Source organism: Bradyrhizobium arachidis (assembly GCF_024758505.1).
Lineage (GTDB): Bacteria > Pseudomonadota > Alphaproteobacteria > Rhizobiales > Xanthobacteraceae > Bradyrhizobium > Bradyrhizobium manausense_C.
Window position 1 is genome coordinate 7,525,453 of sequence record NZ_CP077970.1, and the last position, 17,511, is coordinate 7,542,963.

A 17,511-nucleotide genomic window follows, 5' to 3' on the forward strand; every position below is an offset into this window, starting at 1 on the left:
CTGATGGTCCGGCCTCAGCGTCCGAGAGGCACCGGCGCCTGGATCGTCCAATCTGCGATGGGGATGTGCTGTCCCGAACGGACAACCGAAATCCTGTCGAAGGTAATGCTCCGGCCCGCGAGGCGCTGGCTGAATTCGGCGGCAGCTGGCGCCTTCACCTCCTCCGGCAGATTGCCATAAAGCAGCGAGACATGCGGCGTGAAGCATTCGGTACCCTGTGGATCGAGGCGTCGCTTCAGCCTGTCGAGCTGCGCCGAAACGGCGAAGCGCACGTAGAAGGCCCGGAAGAACGCCTGCGTCGTCTCGACCGTCGTGATCGGTTCGGCGAAGGGTTGCGACGCAGCGGCTGCTGCCCGAACGTCATCGTGGAGACGCTCGAACGTCGCATCCGTATCGCCGCGCAGCGTCAGATGCGGCGCAAAATTCGGCGTGCCGAAGCGCGTCGCAAGCTCGCCGATGAGCGAAGCGAGAAACGCTGCGTCTTCGGGGCACGGCATGAGCCAGAGCGATCGAATTTCGACGGTCTTCGGGGTCACAAATCTGTTGCACGAGCGCGCTAGGGGTCGTTATGTTTATTCCAAGCTGATCGCAGAATGGAAGAACAATTCCATCTTAGGACGGCGTGGAGGAACACACCGTGCGGGCGAGCTCGCAAGCTATGTCGGGCGCTGGCGCGGCAATTGAGGTGCGCGGCCTGCACGTCGCCTATGGCGGCACGAAGGTGCTTCACGGCGTCGATCTCGATTTCGCGCCGGGGACCTTCACGGCGCTGCTCGGCTCCTCCGGCTGCGGCAAGACCACGCTTCTGCGCTCGCTCTCCGGCTTTGTGCCGGTCGAGTCCGGTTCGATCGCCGTCGGTGGCAAAGACGTCGTCGGTCTGCCGCCCGAGAAGCGCGGCATGGCGATGGTCTTCCAGTCATATGCGCTCTGGCCGCATATGACGGTGCTCCAGAATATCGGCTACGGCCTGAAGCTGCGCGGAGCCTCCAAGGGCGACATCGCCGCCAAGGTGTCCTCACTGCTGGCGATGCTCGGGCTCGCCGGCTACGAGGACCGCAAGGTCACGGCCATGTCGGGCGGGCAGCGCCAGCGTGTGGCGCTGGGACGCGCGCTTGCGGTCGATCCCGGCATCCTGCTGCTGGACGAGCCCCTCTCCAATCTCGACGCCAAGATCCGCATGACGATGCGCCACGAGATCCGCGCCATCCAGCAGCGGCTCGGCGTCACCACGATCCATGTCACGCATGACCGCGAGGAGGCGATGACGATGGCCGACAGGCTCGTCATCATGAATGCTGGCCGCATCGCGCAGATCGGCACGCCGGAGGAGGTCTATGACCGGCCGAACAGCGCCTTCGTCGCCAATTTCATGGGCGCCGAGAACGTGCTGCCGCTGCATGTCGAGCCCGGCGAGGGCCCTGCCGTGATCAGGGCTGGCGAGACGCGCGGCGTGCTTCCCAGTGAACTCGGCCTTGCCCTGCCAGCGGGCGAAGCACTCGGCTATTTCCGCGACGACGTCGCCAGTCTCGATGCACCCGACGCCGCAGCGGGCGAGGATCTGGTGGTGCCGGGCCGCATCGCGGCGCGCAGCTATCCGGGTGGGCTCTACCGCTACCGGGTCGAGGCCGCCGGCCGCCAGATTACCGTGGACCACGCCACCCGGTATGAACCCGGCGCGGCCGTCGGCCTGCGCATCCCGCTTTCACGCCTTCACATTTTCCCAGCCGCACAGGCCTCCATCCCAGCCTGACGCAGTCCAACGATCCGACACGGAGCCAGACTCATGCGCCTTCTCACGATCGCCACCTCGCTCGCCGCGCTGATCGCGGCCTCGCCGCTCGCTGCGCAAACGCTCAACGTCGCCTCCGCCGGCGATCAGAATATGGTCGACTATGTCAAGGACTACCTTGCCCCGATGTTCGAGAAGGCTCACCCGGGCGTGAAGGTCGTCGCGGTCGGCACCGGCCCGGGTGATTCCGGCTCGCAGAAGATTTACGAGAAGCTCAACGCCCAGAAAGGCGCGAGCGCGACCGATTTCGACGTGGTGGTGATCCACCAGAAGGCCGCCGGCCAGATGGTAAAGGAAGGCCTGCTCGACAAGTATACAGGCAATGTCGACACCGCCAAGCTCGCCACGGGCGACGCGGCCAAGAACGCGCTCGGCACCGATGTGAGTGGCTACGTCATCCCGATGTTCCAGTCGCAGACCGCGCTCGCCTACAACGCCGACATGGTCAAGACGCCGCCGGCGACCTTCGCCGAACTCGCCGATTGGGCCAAAAAGAATCCAAAGCAGTTCGGCTACAACGGCATCAAGGGCGGCATGTCGGGCGTCGCCTTCGTCGCCGGCTGGGTCTACGCCTTCGGCGGCGACGCCGACAAGCTGATGAAAGGCCCCTACGACGCCGCCACCAAGGCCAATTGGGACAAGGCCTTCGCGGATCTGAAGGCCTTCAACGCCAACGCCACCATCACCCCCGGCAATGCCGGCACGCTCGACATGCTGAACCGCGGCGAGATCGCGATCGGCCCGGTCTGGGTCGACATGTTCTACTCCTGGAAGGCCGACGGCAAACTGCCGCCGAACATGAAGCTGAAACTCGTCTCGCCCGGCATGCCCGGCCAGCCGATGTACTATTCCATCCCGGAAAAATCGGCCCAGAAGAAGCTGGCCGAGGCCTTCATCGCGCTGGCAACTTCGCCGCAGGTCCAGGCCGACGGCATCGTCAAGAAGTTCAACTGGTATCCGGGCATCGACGCCAAGAACCTCGAAGGCAAGCTCGACAAGGCCGATTGGGACAAGCTCTTCACCGACGTTACACCGGCCGAGCTCGCCAGCAACGGCAAGCCCTTTCCGATAGCGCCCTACTTCAACGACATCCTCGAGGGCTACGAGAAGAAGGTCGCGAACTGAGGTTCGTTTCGGGAGGCCGCCATGGTCGGGCTTGACCCGACCATCCCTTCACCATGCAGGCTGGTCCTGAGATTCTCCGGGTCACGCCCGAGAATGACGACCTTTCTCCTCCGCGCCGCTGTCAGCAGGTTTGATGTCCATCTCCCAACGCCAGCTCGCTCTGCTGCTCATCGCGCCTGGCCTTGCGCTGGTGGCGGCGCTGTTTCTCTATCCGCTGAGCTTCTCGCTGATTTCGGCCTTCACCGGGCCGCAGGGCGGCGTCTCGCTGGACTCCTTCCGAAAGGCCTGGGAGCTGTATTCCCGCGACATGCTCTTTACCGTCGTGATCGTGCTCGCCTCCTGCCTGTTCACAGGGCTCGCCGCCATCATCATCGCCGGCACGCTGACGCTCGGCGAGAACCGCTGGATCGTTGGCACGCTGAAAGCGCTCTATCGCTGGCCGCTCTTCATCCCGTTCATCGTCGCGGCACAGTGCATGCGCACCTTCCTCGCCAAGAACGGGCTGATGAACAATTCCTTCGTGGCCATGGGGCTCATGGAGCCGCTTCAGGCGGTAAGCTTCCTCGACTGGCGCGGCATCATCGCCACCTTCGTCTGGAAGCAGACGCCCTTCGTCGCCCTGCTGCTCGCTGGCGCGCTCGCCGCGATCGACCGCGCGACGCTCGAAGCGGGCCGCAATCTCGGTGCCTCACGCTTGCGCGTGCTGGTCGAGCTCGCGCTGCCTCAGGTGATGCCGCAGCTCCTCGTGGCGCTGGTGCTCTCGTTCGTGACGATGCTCTCGGTGCTGTCAGTGCCGATGATGGTGGCGGGATCGCAGCCCACCATGCTGACCGTCGACATGGCCTTCCGCATCAACGCCTATGGCGACTACGCCACGGCGAATGCGCTCGGCGTCATCACCTATCTGCTCTCGGCCGGCGCTGCGATCATCTATCTCAAGCGTGGCATGGCGGGGAAAGAAGTTGCGCCATGATGCGTCTGGCAACCTCGTTGCGTACAGCGTTGGCCGCGTCCCTGCTCGCGGCCTTTGCCTTCGTGCTGATCGGCCCGCTCGCCAACCTCGCGCTCTGGTCCGTGGCCGAGCGCTGGTACACGCCCTACAAACTGCCGGTCACCTACGGCACGCGCTATTGGGAGCAGGTGTTCCGCCCGACAGGCGACGCCATGGCCTCGCTCGGCACGTCGGTTTGGATCGCGGTACTGACGGTCGTCGTTGCGCTCGCACTCTCGATCCCGGCCGGCTACGCGCTGGCGCGGCTGAAGCTGCCGGCGCGCGCCTTGTTCATGGTTCTGTTCTTGCTGCCGCAGGCCTTTCCGTCGGTCGCGATCTACATCAACGTCGCCCGCGTCTTCTACCAACTCGGCATCAACGGCACGGTCTTCGCCGTGGTGCTCGTCCATGCCGCGCATGGGCTGGTCTATTCGGTCTGGATCGCGGCCGCCGCCTTCGGCGCCGTCGACAAGGAGCTGGAGCTTGCGGCGCGCAACATCGGCGCCTCGCCGCTCAAGACCTTTTTCTCGGTGACGCTGCCGCTTGCTGCGCCCGGCATCATCGCCAGCGGCATCTTTGTCTTTCTGGAATCGCTCGACGAGTTCACCGGCACCTTCTTCGTCGGCGTCCCGCAGGTCATGACCCTGCCGCTGCTGCTCTACAATGCGGCGATGGGCGGTAACTATCAGGTCGCCTCGATCACGGCGCTGATCCTGCTCGTCCCCTCAGTGCTGTTCATGCTCTTCATCGAGCGGTTCTTGCGCGCCGACGTTCTGGCCAAGGTTGGCGCCTAGGTCAACGGGTCGCATCATTGGGATGTCGAGGCCAAGCGCCTAGCGGTGTTGAGGTTCATTACAACTGATTCGTCTGTCTATTCGGCCCCATCACCAACGCCGACCTAGCGTAGCGGTGGATGGCACCGAGCTCATTTTTGTCTGATTTGCCGCTCCAAGCGCAGCGTATGCTCGCGCAGGGAATCGTAGATCGGTGCGTTGCGCAACATCATGGGCAGTAGCATCGCCACGAAGCAGGCGCCCAGCATAGGCAGCAGCATTGTCACGTTACCGGTCATCTCCGCGACGAGAACGATGCCCGTCACCGGCGCACGCACCACGCCGGTGAAGAAGGCGGCCATCCCCACCAATGCAAATGCTTCCGGCTGGATAGCAAGCCCTGGGAATACAACGCGGCAAGCCACTCCGAACACCAGCCCGGACTGGGCTCCGAGCACGAGCAAGGGCGCGAACAGCCCACCTGGGGTGCCGGCCGCGTATGAGAGAGGGCCCAGTCCGAACCGGATCAGGAACGTGAATCCGACGATCGCCAGACTTTCGTGGCCGATCAATGCGCGCTGTGTGATCTGATCGCCGCCACCGACCAGCTCGGGCGCGAACCAGGCCAAAAAGCCGACACTTGCGCCGATCAATCCGGCGCGGAGCTCGATCGGCAACGACCCGAATCGGTCGCGGGCTGCGATGGCCGCGAGCAGGGTGCGATTGTAGGCGACGGCGAGCAGGCCCGCGAGGGCACCCAGAACCAAGAAGAGCGGCACGGAGGCGGCGGTGGGATAGCTCAGCGGCCCGACCTGGAAGTCGGGCGCGTCGCCGAGAAACAGCCTTGCGACCAGGATCGCTGTTGTCAGCGCCGCAAGGGCGGCGACGGCAACGCGGTGCTCAAACCTCTGCACAAGCTCCTCCAGCACAAACACGAGCCCGGCAATCGGCGCATTGAATGCCGTTGCCAGACCGGCGCCGGCGCCGGCCGCCAGCAGCACCCGAGAATCCGCCCAACAGAGCCGGCAGACGCGCGCGACAAAAACCGCGATGCCAGCACCCATCTGGACGGTCGGCCCCTCGCGGCCCAGCGCCAGCCCGGAGCCGATCGCCAGGAGTCCGCCGAAGAATTTCACTGGCACCAAACCAAAGGGAGCCGGTGGAATCTGATCGTGCAGGACAGCTTCGACATGCGGAATGCCGCTGCCCGACGCGTGTGGCGAGAATTGCCGCACCATCCACGCAGCGACCAGGGTAGCGACAGCGCAAACCCCGATGACAACCAAGAATCCCCAGATTGCGTTGCCATGGGCCCAGGCGATCATCGCATCGCGCAGCCGATCGGCTTGCTCGAGCAAGAGCCGGAAGATCGCTCCGACCCATCCAGTGGCCGCGCCGACGATGAGGGCCAACGCCGCGAGGCCAACCAGGCTGCAACGTTCGTCCGCGGCTTGTCGGTGGTCGTCGGGGTTGTGATCCACGGCTGGTCGATAATTCTCCAGGTCCCTCGCAAGAAGGCAAGTCTTGTCAAGATTGCCCGCCGCATGTCGCGGAAAAATGCTCCCGACTGACCGAATTGGGAGCTGCCTCTCCAATCGACGTACTAAGACGTATCTCAATAAAGGCGCCAGGAAACGCGCTATTCCCGGCCATATCGCGCGCGCACCCGAGAACGCGTGGCATGGCGTCCCCCAAAAGGGCGCGAGCAATCTAATGCTCGAGACCTTTGCGTCTTTCGAGCAGACTCCAAGCGCACACCCAACACCCCGCGCTTGCGGCGCGGCGCTCGATTGATATGTGCTAAGCTTGCTTCATCATACTATGATTGATCAGGCTACGGGAGAGCATTGTGAGACGACGCGAGTTCATCGCGCTCGTCGGCAGCGCGGCGGCAATCCGACCGCTCGGCGCGCGCGCAGAGCGCCCGCCGGAGCGCATCCTCTATTTCACATACTCGGCCGGCTACCGGCACGACGTTATACCGCTTTCGAAGACAATCTTGACACAGCTTGGAAGGAACTCCGGTATCTTTGAGGTCACTGCAACGGAAGACACCTCTGAATTTTCGACCGAAAACCTCGAAGGCTACGCCGCGGTGATGTTCTATACATCCGGAGAACTTCCCATGAGCGGCGTCGAAAAGAGAGCTCTTCTCAACTTTGTCCGCTCCGGCCGCGGGTTCCTCGGGGTTCATTCGGCCACGGACACGTTCTACACTTGGCCGGACTATCTCGATCTGGTCGGGGGCTATTTTGGTGGTCATCCATGGCATCAGGCGGTGACTATCGAGGTGGTTGATGCTGGCGATCCACTGGTGGCGTTTCTCGGGCAGTCGTTGCAAGTCGAGGATGAGATTTACCAAATCAGCGACTTCGACTACCGTGGATCACACGTCCTCCTGCGCCTCGACCCAAGCTCGGTGGATCTTAGCAAGGCCGGTGTGCATCAACGATTTTATGGTTGGCCTCTCGCCTGGACCCGAGTCTTCGGCCAGGGACGTGTCTTCTATACGGCGCTTGGCCACGAGGCTTCAGTCTGGCACGACGTCCGCTACCAGCAAATCCTTACGAACGCTATCCTCTGGTCTACGCGAAAGTTGCCCTAGGAGTCGAAGGCGCTAGGCGCAACGCTATCGAAATCCGGCGAGCATTGGCTGCGGATTATCCGGCAATACGCCGGGGATCAGCCGCAAGTAGCCGGCGTAGCGGTTGCCGCGCGGAAGAGCGCGAGAACCGCGGCTTCGTTCGCGGTCGGGCTGTAGAGATTAAAAAAGGAGAACACCAGCCGCCGACCTACTTGATGTCGATCATCCGCTGCTTGTTAACCCGCAAGCGACGGACGTAATAGCCTTGTCTCTGAACGGCTGACCTGATCTCGTCGCTTACTTTGAGAATTCGTTTTCTCCTCTTGCGCCATTTATTTGCGGAGTAAGCCGCGGGTATCGCACAGCCTGTGCTTAGAACGAGCAAATCGCGCCTCCCACTGCGATAGACATCAAACATTTGTCTCCCCCTGATTATATCGGAATAAACACGCAATATATTTCTGTCATTCTGATCAACTACCTTATTATCTTAAATTGCCGCGCGGGTTGTAAATGTGCAACGCTCGCCATTTTCTGCTTCGCCGCGTTCTGGATAGGAACGAACCCGATGCGAGCCCCGGGCAGATCGTGCCTTAGCCCAGCGAAGCCGTTGAACGGCAGCCATGTTTGGCCGATTTCTATCCACCCGACCCAGATGACGAAGGGAATTAGGATTTACTAAAGCCGCTTCGAATAACGCGACGGAGCCGACCGCACAAACCAAACGGATGCTGCTCCTTCGCGAGATCAGGAATCAGCGCCTCGTCAGTGGACCGATGCGCCGGCCGCGCTGAAAGATGCCCTAGAGACGCGGTCATCCAGCGCGCCAATACTGTCTCTTCGCCGCTTCGCTCGCAGACTACAGATCTGGCTTTGTCCGGCCCGGAACACGTCTGGGCGATACAATTGTTCGTCGCTCGACTTGTGCTTTGGCGTCCAGGACCTTGTCGCCAGCCCGTGCGGCCCGCGGCGGGCGTATCCGGTCCGAAATGCTGGTGCCCCTCCCCAGCACTCCGATCGGCAGGCCATCTGGACCAACACTGCTGTTTCCTTGAGCCTGTGCTGCGGCCGGTGGGGATCTGTTTCGGGAGGGCGCTGAGCCAATGGCTATCTGATCCTCATTGCTCGTGCCGGTCCCAAGCGCGCCGATCGGCAGTCCATTTTGAGCGTGACCAATCCCGGCATTTCTTGCGGCCTGGGCTGCCGCCCGCGACTTGGCCGGCGTGGCGGGCTGAACGTTCGGATTTGTCGGTTGGCCGGTGGTGCCCGCACTTCCGCCGGTGGCGATGTCTTTCGTCCCCATCCCTGGGGGCGCTGCTGCCGGTGGGGATCTGTTTCGGGAGGGCGCTGAGCCAATGGCTATCTGATCCTCATTGCTCGTGCCGGTCCCAAGCGCGCCGATCGGCAGTCCATTTTGAGCGTGACCAACCCCGGCATTTCTTGCGGCCTGGGCTGCCGCCCGCGACTTGGCCGGCGTCGCGGGCTGAACGTTCGGATTTGTCGGTTGGCCGTTGGTGCCCAGATTTCCGCCGGTGGCGGCATCTTTCGTACCCATCCCTGGGGGCGCTGTCGGACCCGCGTTGCCTGCGCTCGTCCCCATTCCAGAAGGTGCCGACGCGCCAGCGCTGGCGCTACTCGCCCCCGTCCCCGTGCCCGCTCCCGCGGAGCCCGCATTAGCGCCGTCTCTTGGCGCGAGGATCACCAGTGATGTGCTTGCGACAATGGCGGCCATTACTAAAGGGATGGCATGGGGCATCGGACAATCTCCTTTGCCAAACTTCTATTAACCATGACGCCGCAACGCGAGTTCCTGCTGGCGGTGACTATTTCGGCAGCCACAATACGGCTTTGCACCAATTCCCTGCTTACAGGGAATTTTGCAGGGAAATACGCTGCCACTGCGGCCTATAGAGGGAGGAAAAATGCGAAATCGCCGTGTGAATCCAACACGATCGCGATGACGGATGCACAGACCAGAAACAGGGAAATTACGGCGGCGATCAGGGATTGGGCGCGCCATTAGCAGGGAATCGGTCAGCGTCCATTCCTGGCGCACTTCTCCTGTGGTCCGTAAACACGATCTGTTCTCGCTCTCGATTTGCAAATTCAGGACAAGCGAGAAGGCAGATGAGACTCGATCGCGGAGCCGAGCTTTCCGGCGGGCGCATCACTTGACGCGGGAAGCGTGCGACTTGAATCAGCGGCAGTATTGCGAGGCGCCTCGCCTCCCACAGGCGTTTGGCGACGCGCAAGGGTCCAAAGCCGAGCCGCAGCCGCCTTCGTCGCCCGGAGGTCGATCGTTCCGCAACAGCGCGGGGCGTCATCGGCGGAGTCCGCTGTGGCGCGCACAACTCGGACATCACTCCGTGTCCGAAAGGGTCCGCTAACAGACCGTCTGCCGTGACCTGAACCAGATACGGTCTGCTCACGGAAAGGACGTGAGCGAAGTTGTGGAGAGCATCGCCGCATTAACCCTGTCGGCAAATGATCCGTCGTGGGCCGGCTGCCGCCGACAAGTTGCCGTATTGGAGCGGAGAATTTTCAGCGGCACTAACTCAGGTTAGAGGCGCACTATGCTTAGAATGGCGTTGTTGGGCCTCCTTATCTTGTTGGGTGTAGGAGTGCTGTCAGCAATGGAGCTGAGAGCTCCACCGCGTCGCGCAGTCGCGATCGTCCAACCGCTTGCCCCGACACAGGCTGCTTTGGTCGAAGATCGTATTGCCGGGCAAAACGCGGGCATTTCTGCTTCGCATGACGCGTTGGCGAAGGCCGATCGCCTTGAAGTTATCGCTGTGAGCAGCGAGATGCCGACAGAGGCTGCTTTGGTCGAAGATCGTATTGCTCCGCCAGAAGACATTGGTATCGGTTCGTCGGAGCCGAAGCCGATCGCCCGTCATCGGCACAATTCGAAGAAGATCGCGACCGCTGAGCGTCCCAAGCCGAAGCCAAAGTCAACCGTTATCAAGCGAACTGCCATTTTCCCGCGTTCAAAGGCCGCCAGCGATACCGAGCCCTGTCGGCTCAAGGCGTTTGGTGGCTTGCGCAAGGCATTGAATTTGGCCGGCTGCGAAATCTGAGCCCCCTCTGAATGTGGCAGATCGAAGTCGAACAATCTGTATTCGTGGTCCGCCGTGGGTCAGAAGCGGGAATCTGGGCTGCTAAGTGCTTGGTCCGCTCTGTCTCTGATAGCGCGCATGCCAGAGTTTCCGCTGCGAAGCGGCCCAGAGTCAAAGGCTGCCTCGGCAGCCTGCATGATCTCGATCGACTCACCTCCGGAAGCAGACGTCGCGAGGCTCTGTGCGAAGGTCCGAGATGGGTCAAAAGCAGCGGTCGGCCTATCAGTCGGGCGGCGTCCGGCTTCCCTCAGATAGCAGACGTGGCGACGGCTCTCGTGGTGTTTAGCTTGGGGCCAGAAACCGACATCAGCCCACGGCTCCGGTGAGGTGAGTATTTGATCAAGATGGTCACCCCCAGCCCAAAGCTGACCTAGCGGCTTTCAAACCGCGAGACGATTTAACGGAACGCTCAGCGTCAATCTAAGGCCATTTCGCCGCCAGTCGTGCTCAATCGTCCCTCCAAGCTCGGAGGTCACACTGCGCTCGGCAAGGATGCTGCCAAATCCACGAGTCTGCGGCGTCACGTCGATCACGGGACCGCCCGTTTCGTCCCATTCAAGGTGGAAGTTGTCTTGGCTCGCTCCCCAAGTGACATGAATTGAACCGTTCGGTCGGGAGAGCGCCCCGTACTTGACCGCATTCGTCGCAGTCTCATGCAACGCAAGAGCAAGGCCGGTCACGGCCTTCGCCCCGACACTCACATCCGGTCCACTTAAAACGATGCGGTCAGGCGAGCCGTCTTCGTAGGGCTGCAAGACTGTGCGCACCAGCGCATCCACTGTCGTCCGCTGGCTTTCGTGTTCCGTACCCATGATACCAGGCCGAACAAGGTCCTTGGCTCGCAACAGAGCATCCATCCGACCACGAAGAGCCTGCGCCATCTCCTGTGGCGTGCGGGCAGACCGGGCGCTCAGACTTATCATCGAGTGAAAGTTGGCGAAAATGTTCTTCACCCGATGGTCAGCTTCGCGGGCGAGCAACCGTTGGCGCTCTTGCGCGTTCTTCTGACTGGTTACGTCCACCACCACGCCGACAAAACGATCCGGCTTTCCATCCTCGCCATACAAGCACTCGCCACGTGCCTCGACCCACCGGGTACTTCCGTCCTTTTGCACCAGCCGATATTCCTGAGCATACCTTTCTCGCGTTGTTACGGTGTGGTCGAGGGCAGCAGCGATCCGCTCAACATCCTCTGGATGAATGCCCGCAAGGTACTCCGCCAACGGCGCGCCTTTCTCTCCCTTTGCAGGATCGACCGAGAACATTTCTGCAAAGCGAGCGTCGGAATAGAAGGTGTCGGACTGCACGTGCCAGTCGAAGGTGCCTACCATCCCAGCTGCACTGAGAGCTTGGGTCAACCGTTCCTGTGCTCTAGCCAGCTCTGCTTGTGCGACAACTCGTTCTGTCGTCTCGCTCACGATGCACAAGACGCCACCGACTTCACCCGTCTCGCTCTGAACCGGAGAGTAAGAGATGTCAAAAAAGACGTTCTCCGGGTAACCGTGGCGCTCGATGTAAAAGGGGCGGTCCTTGGCGAATACGGTCTCGCCCGTATTGAACACCCGCTGTAGGAGCGGCTCTAGATCGTCCCATAGCTCGGTCCAGCTTTCCTGGGCGGGTCGCCCGAGTGCTCGCGGATGCTTGTCACCGATAGTGGGTGCATAAGCATCGTTGTATAGGGCCACGAAGTTTGGGCCCCAGAACAGCACGATTTGTGCTTTGGCGGGCAGCAGCAGATTGACTGCGGACTTGAGGTGCCCAGGCCAACCCGCGATAGGTCCTAGTTCGGTCATGGACCAATCTAGCGCGCGTATAAGGCCAGCCAATTCGCCGCTACCGTGTGGGAAGCCGGTCTCGCATTCTCCACTCGAAGGCTTCTCGCGACTGTTGCCCATAGCACCTAGGCAAACAAATTTTCTGCCGTGACACAAGGCTCTGAGCGGGGTAGCTGGGCGTTTGCAAGCATAACAGGGGCGGCTTTGGGTCAGAAGCGCCCTTTGGATGTTCGTCCCTTGGCTTCTGGTCTACCCCAACGAGCCGACATTTCAGGGACTCGTCTGGAGTTCGCCATTGGGCCATGTGTGGACGGCTCCGGGTTGGCAAGAAGAATCTTCACTTTGCGGCGCGTTGGTCGGAGCGGCCATGTGTTCGGCCTGTTTGTGCGGCTCACATGACCGCTGGCCATAATGCCCTCCGCGGATCAGGTTCCGGTCAAAACCTCGCATTCGATGATGCTGTGGCCCATGTGGGTTGTCCTGATCGCCGGATCGACCGGCGCTGCATTACGTGCTGTTCGCCCTCCCAACCGTTACGTCACACCGGATGTCCCGGTGTAATGTCGTCTCGTCACGCCGCGAGAGCGGCGGGTTCATTGTAACGTTCGTTTCTGGCCATCATCGCCCAGGCCATTCTGGCGAGTTTGTTAGCGAGTGCGATGGCCGCGACCTTGGTGGGGCGCCGGGTCAACAATCGAGTGAGCCAGGGCCGGTGATCGGTGCCTTGGATCTTGGCATAGCGGATCACGGCGAGCGCGCCAGCCGTGAAAAGGCTGCGTAAATAGCGATCCCCTCGTTTGCTGATACTGCCAAGCTTGTCCTTGCCTCCGCTCGAGTTCTGCTTCGGCACGAGCCCAACCCAGGCCGAGAAGTCTCGTCCTGATCGAAAAGCCGTGGGATCCGCAATGCTGGCCACCAAAGCTGTGGCCAACGCCGGCCCGACGCCGGGGATCGCGTCTAGCCGTTTGCTCGTCGCATTTGATCGATGCCAGGCGTTGATGCGTCGGTCGAACTCCAGGATTTGAGCCTTTAGCGCGCGCAATTGAATGCCGAGAGCAGCAAGACATGCACGGGCTACCTCGGGGAGCCGATGGTCGGCTGTATCGGCGACGACTTCCAGCAGTTGCTCGACACCCCTGCGCCCGACAGGGGCGACAATCCCGAACTCGGCGAGATAGGCGCGGATTGAGTTGATCACGGCTGTCTGCTGGCGGATGAAGAGGTGGCGCGCCCGGTGAAGCATCAGACAGCTCTGTTGCTCGACCGTCTTGGTCGGCACGAACCGCATGTTGGGTCTCGTGACCGCCTCGCAAATTGCCTCCGCGTCGGTGCTGTCGTTCTTCTGCCGCTTGACGTAGGGCTTCACATAGGCCGGAGGCATCAATCGCACCGTATGCCCCAACGCCTGCAGTTCGCGGGACCAATGGTGCGATGACGCGCAAGCCTCGATGCCCACCAGGCAGGGCGGCAGCTTCTGGAAAAATGCCAGGATGTGCCGGCGCCTCAACTGACGGCGTAGGACCACCTGGCCGGCTGCATCAACGCCGTGCACTTGGAAGACTGACTTCGCGATATCCAGACCGATCGTCGAAATTGATTGCATTGGCTGCTCCTCCGAATCGTGGGAGCTTCAAAAGGCACCCACTCCTTGGCACTCTCGTGCCGGTGGAGGAGCCGTCCACAGCATCAATTCCGGACTCATGCGCCGCACCAAGCAATGCGTCACTAACGTCATTCAATCACTTCGTCGGCGCGAGCAAGCAGCGCCGGTGGCACCGTAAGACCGAGTACGTTCGCAGTCTTGAGATTGATCACCAGTTCGAACTTGGTTGGCTGCTCCACGGGAAGATCGGCGGGCTTTGCCCCTTTTAGAATGCGGTCGATGTAATTCGCAGCCCGCCGCCAGATGTCCGGAAAGCTCGCCGCATAGGACATCAAGCCGCCGGCCTCGACGTGAGGCCGGTTCGTATACATCGTCGGCAGCCTATGTTGCACGCCGAGTTGGGCAACTCGCTTGCGATGTACGCCGAACATCGGATCACCAAAGACGAATAGAGCTTCCGCGGCGGCTTTGGTCATCTCGTCGAATGCGCTATCGAAATTCTCCGGAGCTTGCACGTCAAATACCTTGAGCTCGATTCCGAGCGATCGTGCTGCGGGTTCAAGAATATCCATCATCGGCCCATGATTGAGACCGGTGGAATTGGAAAGAACCGCGAGGCGGCGCAGATCCGGCACAACCTCGCGCAAGAAACCCAGGTCCTTGCCGAAGATTTCCGGTCCGTCACCGTAGGTCACGCCGGTGACGTTGCCTCCGGGTCGGGCGAGGCTGGCGACGAGCCCATGCCGTACCGGGTTGTCTAACGAGATGCCGACGATCGGGATGGATTGGGTCGCGTCCTTCGCCGCAAGTGCAGCCGGTGTTGGCGATGCCGCGATCACGTCGACCTTGCTTTCGACCAGCTCCGCTGCGAGAGCGGGCAGGCGTTCGTAGCGACCTTCGGAGAAGCGAAATTCAAAACTGATGTTCTTGCCATCAACCCATCCGATTTCCCGCAGCCGCTGACGCAGGACCTCGAGCAGCGCGGGGTCCATAGAACCCGAGCCGAGATAGCCGATCCGATAGAGGCGTCCGACCTGCTGCGCGCGGCTCACCGCGGGCAGCAGAAGCGCGCTGCTACCACTGAGCAGAATGCAGAACTCGCGCCGTCTCATGCGTACCCCCCAGTGACCGAACGTCCGAGTCGTACCGCCGTCGTGGGCATGCGTAAATGTCGCAGCACGAACCGTCTGATTTGTGTGGGTGAAGCGGCAGGCGACTTCACCCTTCACTCCAGTCGCTTCCAAAATCGCCCGCTCGATGACGTATCGCTGCCACATCATGCACACGATCGGGTGGTGAGATTGTTTTCGGGTCGGATGGGGCAGCGGATGTACCTGATCCCGACGATCGGAAAGCCCCCGGAGAGCCACAGCTCCCGGGGGCCTGTTTTTGCCGCTGCAAGTTTCGGAAGGCGACCACGCACCTTGGAATAGGGCAGGCTTGCTGGCTGGTAACTGCCCGCCATAGTGGTTAGTTTGCAAATCAGGGGTTGCGACCAGTAATGGATAGCATTCCCTTCTTGGCCTCCTTTGAGGAGGTCGTTTACCCTCCCGTTGGCATGGGAGAGGAAGGTGGAGATGGAAGGGGCATGCGCCCTCGAGGCCTTAGCCCGTAGCACGCCATCCACCAATTGCTAAAAGCCCTAGCTGAAAAGCTAGGGCTTTTGCATTCTTGACCTTGATCACCTGCCTTGATCTGTCGCTCACATCCACGATGGGCAATTCGGTTTGACCGTGTGCCGATCACAGTGTCCGCGAGTGGGGAAGTGGCTCCGCTGCCCCGGCGACAGATCGGCCCGGGCGAGCTCTGCGAGCCTTTAGCTGCGCGTGGCGGCGCGGAAACCGACGAAGCTTAACGCGCCCGCCACGGTGACCGCAATCCAGCTCGCCCAGATCGGCACATCGATGCCATTCAAGGTGACGGACCACCCCATTATAATCCGGATCAACTGCAGAAGCGCGATCAGGGCAAAGATGGCGGCGGCAAGCCTGCAAAAGGTTCTTATGGTCATTGCCCATCTCCGAGGCGCACGAGGACGTGCTCGTCCCCCGCAGCCAAAATGGGGAGGGGCCGGCGCGGCGGCCACTCCCTTAAGCAGGGAAGTTGCTTAACAGAGCCATTCTCGATGTGTCGCACAATCGCCGCTTCGCGACGCCGCGAGTCCGGGTCACGTCCGCTTTTGGGCGCGCAACCGGATATTCGGACTGACCTGCATGGCTCAGAAGGCCAGGAGCGGACTTCTCTAACCTGGCTGCGTGGGAGCGAATGCTCAAGCAAGAAGCGCAGCATTTCACTTGCGGCGTCCGGTCCTCGCGGATCAGAGCTAGCAGGGCTGCCTCCCGAGGCTCAGGCCAAAGATAGGACTGCGATTGCACGATTGAGTTGAGGATCACCTGGACCCATGGAGGCCGGGTCAGCTTGGACCTCGATCGTCGGTGCGACGCCAACGCCTTCCAACCGCTCGCCGTCGACCTGCACGTCCCCGACGGCGAGCAACAGCAAGCCGCCGTCAATGAGAAATGCCGTCGCAGCGAGGACAGCTCCCTCGGTCCGGCTGCCGATGACCTCGCCAAGCCGATATTTCTTGAAGCCATAGGCAAGGATCTCCTTGCCGCTGCGGGTGCCACCGTTGACAAGCATGGCGACAGGCTTGCGCCACTTCACGTTCTCGAGTTGGCTGGCGCCATTGCGATCAGTGACCTGCATCGTCGGCGCTCGCGTGTTGAACAAATCAAGATACCCGGGGATCGCGCCGCCCCAGCCATCGCGCAAGTCCCAGATCAGCGCGTCGGCGCCGTTCAGGGGGCTCTCCGATACAAGATGCTCGAGCGTCCGCTGATACACGGAGCCAGCGTAGCACCAGACATGAACATAACCGATGCTTCGGCCGTTGGCCGGTATTATACGGGCACTGGCCTTCAAGCCGTCCAGGAACATTTTGTTGGGCTCAATTTCGACCGGGGTAACCGATATTTGCATAAACGCGCCGGCACGACGCAGCCCCAGCACAACTTCCTTGCCGACCTCGCCACGGAATGACTGTACTGGCTGAAACGGTGCGCCATCGGCGAAGACGATCACATCGCCAGCGAGCAGGCCGGCTTGTTGGGCCGGCGTGCCTTCTATAACGCCGGTGATCATGTTGCGACCCTGCATGTCGAGACGCGAGAGGACGCCAATGCCGGGATAGGAGATGCGGCCACCCGGAAAAACACGCTCGAGTCCGCGCCGCCTTAACGCACCAGCAAAGATATCGGAAAGCTGGTAGTACTCTGGTTCGTACGGTGTGTAGTAGCGGGTGTGCGAAGCATGCAGCTCAGAGAGCATGCTATTAATGACGCCGGCCAGCGCCTCTTCGGAGCTCGCCCGCGTGGCGTCCGGCAAGTAACGTTCCCGGACCGCCGACCAATCGAGCCCGTGTAGGTGCGGATCGTAGAACCGGTCTCGTACGGTCCGCCATACCTCCTCGAACGTGGCGATGCGTGCGGGCACGGCTTGGGATGTGGCCGAATTCGCTGCTTCTTGCTGCTCGGCCCGCAACACCGTTGGAGTCAGAGCTGATGCCGTGGCCATTGACGTGAGCCGCAAAAAGTGGCGGCGCGACGGTGCTGAGTTGATTACCTTCTTCATCGTGCAACCTTGCGATGGAGCTCGTCGCTGTCCCGACAATCGGACATTCTCGGAGCCAGAGGGGATGTCTCAAACGGGCCGAAAGCGGCCATTGAACCGGATTTGCGGCCGCGCACGCCAATCCG

15 protein-coding genes are annotated in these 17,511 nt (G+C 61.5%); 7 read left to right on the forward strand and 8 right to left on the reverse strand.

All coding sequences use genetic code 11. The features are described from left to right. Positions 1–14: 14 nt before the first annotated feature. Positions 15–497 carry a 2'-5' RNA ligase family protein gene (locus KUF59_RS34910; protein WP_212458615.1) on the reverse strand — a complete coding sequence of 161 codons (483 nt, stop codon included), beginning with the start codon at positions 495–497 and terminating at the stop codon, positions 15–17. A 161-nt stretch (positions 498–658) separates the two neighbouring features. On the opposite strand from KUF59_RS34910, the gene KUF59_RS34915 reads away from it, so the two are divergent. The 4 genes from KUF59_RS34915 (at position 659) to KUF59_RS34930 (ending at position 4,699) form a co-directional block, all read left to right on the forward strand. Beyond that, on the forward strand, positions 659–1,750 hold the full coding sequence (locus KUF59_RS34915) for an ABC transporter ATP-binding protein (protein ID WP_258767733.1): 1,092 nt from the start codon (positions 659–661) through the stop codon (positions 1,748–1,750). 33 nt (positions 1,751–1,783) lie between these two features. Next, positions 1,784–2,914, forward strand: a complete 1,131-nt coding sequence (locus KUF59_RS34920) for an ABC transporter substrate-binding protein (protein WP_212458617.1) — start codon at positions 1,784–1,786, stop codon at positions 2,912–2,914. A 139-nt stretch (positions 2,915–3,053) separates the two neighbouring features. Continuing rightward, positions 3,054–3,887, forward strand: coding sequence for an ABC transporter permease (locus KUF59_RS34925; protein ID WP_408918129.1), 834 nt, complete (start codon positions 3,054–3,056; stop codon positions 3,885–3,887). Beyond that, the gene (locus tag KUF59_RS34930) at positions 3,887–4,699 is read left to right on the forward strand and encodes an ABC transporter permease (RefSeq protein ID WP_212458931.1); all 813 of its coding nucleotides are present in this window, start codon (positions 3,887–3,889) and stop codon (positions 4,697–4,699) included. The genes KUF59_RS34925 and KUF59_RS34930 overlap by 1 nt, the downstream gene beginning before the upstream one ends. Before the next feature lie 131 nt (positions 4,700–4,830). Here KUF59_RS34930 and clcA read toward each other — a convergent pair whose 3' ends face one another. After that, entirely contained in the window at positions 4,831–6,159 is a 1,329-nt protein-coding gene (clcA, locus tag KUF59_RS34935) for a H(+)/Cl(-) exchange transporter ClcA (protein WP_258767735.1), read from the reverse strand. Positions 6,160–6,527: 368 nt separating this feature from the next. Here clcA and KUF59_RS34940 point away from each other — a divergent pair, with 368 nt between their 5' ends. Then, a complete protein-coding gene (locus KUF59_RS34940) occupies positions 6,528–7,283 on the forward strand; it encodes a ThuA domain-containing protein (protein ID WP_258767736.1) in 756 nt (251 codons plus the stop codon). 187 nt (positions 7,284–7,470) lie between these two features. On the opposite strand, the gene KUF59_RS34945 is transcribed toward KUF59_RS34940, so the two are convergent. Continuing rightward, the gene (locus KUF59_RS34945) at positions 7,471–7,680 is read right to left on the reverse strand and encodes a hypothetical protein (RefSeq protein WP_249140350.1); all 210 of its coding nucleotides are present in this window, start codon (positions 7,678–7,680) and stop codon (positions 7,471–7,473) included. A gap of 1,329 nt (positions 7,681–9,009) precedes the next feature. Here KUF59_RS34945 and KUF59_RS34950 point away from each other — a divergent pair. After that, positions 9,010–9,285 (forward strand): hypothetical protein, encoded by a 276-nt coding sequence (locus KUF59_RS34950; RefSeq protein WP_212458621.1) that lies wholly within the window; start codon positions 9,010–9,012, stop codon positions 9,283–9,285. Between the two features lie 610 nt (positions 9,286–9,895). Beyond that, positions 9,896–10,339, forward strand: coding sequence for a hypothetical protein (locus KUF59_RS34955; protein ID WP_258767737.1), 444 nt, complete (start codon positions 9,896–9,898; stop codon positions 10,337–10,339). Between the two features lie 419 nt (positions 10,340–10,758). Here KUF59_RS34955 and KUF59_RS34960 read toward each other — a convergent pair whose 3' ends face one another. The 5 genes from KUF59_RS34960 to KUF59_RS34980 all read right to left on the reverse strand — a co-directional run bounded on the left by KUF59_RS34960 (position 10,759) and on the right by KUF59_RS34980 (position 17,386). Then, complete coding sequence (locus KUF59_RS34960) at positions 10,759–12,171, reverse strand: PAS domain-containing protein (RefSeq protein WP_258767738.1); 1,413 nt, start codon at positions 12,169–12,171, stop codon at positions 10,759–10,761. 553 nt (positions 12,172–12,724) lie between these two features. Next, positions 12,725–13,756 carry an IS110 family RNA-guided transposase gene (locus KUF59_RS34965; protein WP_258767739.1) on the reverse strand — a complete coding sequence of 344 codons (1,032 nt, stop codon included), beginning with the start codon at positions 13,754–13,756 and terminating at the stop codon, positions 12,725–12,727. A 128-nt stretch (positions 13,757–13,884) separates the two neighbouring features. Next, positions 13,885–15,036, reverse strand: coding sequence for an ABC transporter substrate-binding protein (locus KUF59_RS34970; protein WP_258767740.1), 1,152 nt, complete (start codon positions 15,034–15,036; stop codon positions 13,885–13,887). Positions 15,037–15,572: 536 nt separating this feature from the next. Beyond that, positions 15,573–15,767: a hypothetical protein gene (locus KUF59_RS34975; protein WP_212462693.1), complete on the reverse strand. Its 195-nt coding sequence runs from the start codon at positions 15,765–15,767 to the stop codon at positions 15,573–15,575. 335 nt (positions 15,768–16,102) lie between these two features. Beyond that, positions 16,103–17,386, reverse strand: a complete 1,284-nt coding sequence (locus KUF59_RS34980) for a S41 family peptidase (protein WP_258767741.1) — start codon at positions 17,384–17,386, stop codon at positions 16,103–16,105. Between the last annotated feature and the right edge of the window lie 125 nt (positions 17,387–17,511).